This is a genomic window from Streptomyces sp. NPDC020597, from assembly GCF_044335095.1.
In the GTDB taxonomy this organism is placed as follows: domain Bacteria; phylum Actinomycetota; class Actinomycetes; order Streptomycetales; family Streptomycetaceae; genus Streptomyces.
The window spans coordinates 1-1,274 of sequence record NZ_JBIRUL010000078.1; the positions used below are offsets into that span (position 1 = coordinate 1).

1 protein-coding gene is annotated in these 1,274 nt (G+C 69.5%); it reads right to left on the bottom strand.

All coding sequences use genetic code 11. From position 1 onward, the window contains the following. Nucleotides 1–1,274 (bottom strand): glucose-6-phosphate isomerase (gene pgi, locus ACH4ZA_RS39885; RefSeq protein ID WP_398433896.1); only part of this gene is annotated, 1,274 nt, incomplete at both ends.

The following is a 1,274-nucleotide window of genomic DNA, read 5'->3' on the forward strand; positions in this document are numbered from 1 at the left end:
GACGAGTGCGGTGGTGGAGGAGTCGAGGCCGGGGACGTCGGCGCCTTCGGTGAGGGCGGGTTCGACGCGTTTGGCGAGGACCTTGCCGAGTTCCACGCCCCACTGGTCGAAGGAGTCGATGTTCCACACCGCGCCCTGGACGAACACCTTGTGCTCGTAGAGGGCGATGAGCTGGCCGAGGACGGACGGGGTCAGCGCGGTGGCGAGGATGGTGGTCGTGGGGTGGTCGCCGTGGAACGTCCTGTGCGCGACCAGCTCCTGCGGCACTCCTTCCGCGCGGACCTCCTCGGGGGTCTTGCCGAAGGCCAGCGCCTGGGTCTGGGCGAAGAAGTTCGCCATCAGCAGGTCGTGCTGGGCGGCGAGTTCGCCGCCGAGCCCGTCGACGGGCCGGGCGAAGCCGATGAAGTCCGCGGGGATCAGCTTCGTGCCCTGGTGGATCAACTGGTAGTAGGCGTGCTGCCCGTTGGTGCCGGGGGTGCCCCACACCACGGGGCCGGTCTGCCACTGCACGGGCCGACCCTGGCGGTCCACCGACTTGCCGTTGGACTCCATGTCCAGCTGCTGGAGGTAGGCGGCGAACTTCGACAGGTAGTGGCTGTAGGGCAGCACGGCGTGCGACTGGGCGTCGTGGAAGTTGCCGTACCACACGCCCAGCAGGCCCAGGATCAGCGGGGCGTTGGCCTCGGCGGGCGCGGTGCGGAAGTGCTCGTCGACGAGGTGGAAGCCGTCGAGCAGCTCGCGGAAGCGGTCCGGGCCGACGGCGATCATCAGCGACAGGCCGATCGCCGAGTCGAAGGAGTAGCGGCCGCCGACCCAGTCCCAGAACTCGAACATGTTGTCCGTGTCGATGCCGAAGCCGGCGACCTTCCCGGCGTTCGTCGACAGTGCCACGAAGTGCCTGGCGACCGCTTTCTCGTCGCCTCCCAGCCCGTCGAGGAGCCAGGAGCGGGCCGAGGTGGCGTTGGTGATCGTCTCGATGGTGGTGAACGTCTTCGACGCCACGATGAACAGCGTCTCGGCCGGGTCCAGGTCCCGCACCGCCTCGTGCAGGTCGGCGCCGTCCACGTTGGACACGAACCGGAACGTCAACTCGCGTGCGGTGTAGGGCCGCAGCGCCTCGTAGGCCATCGCCGGGCCCAGGTCGGAGCCGCCGATGCCGATGTTGACGACGTTGCGGATGCGGCGTCCGGTGTGCCCGGTCCACTCGCCTGAGCGCACCCGCCCGGCGAACGCGGCCATCCTGTCGAGCACGGCGTGCACCGCCGGGACGACGT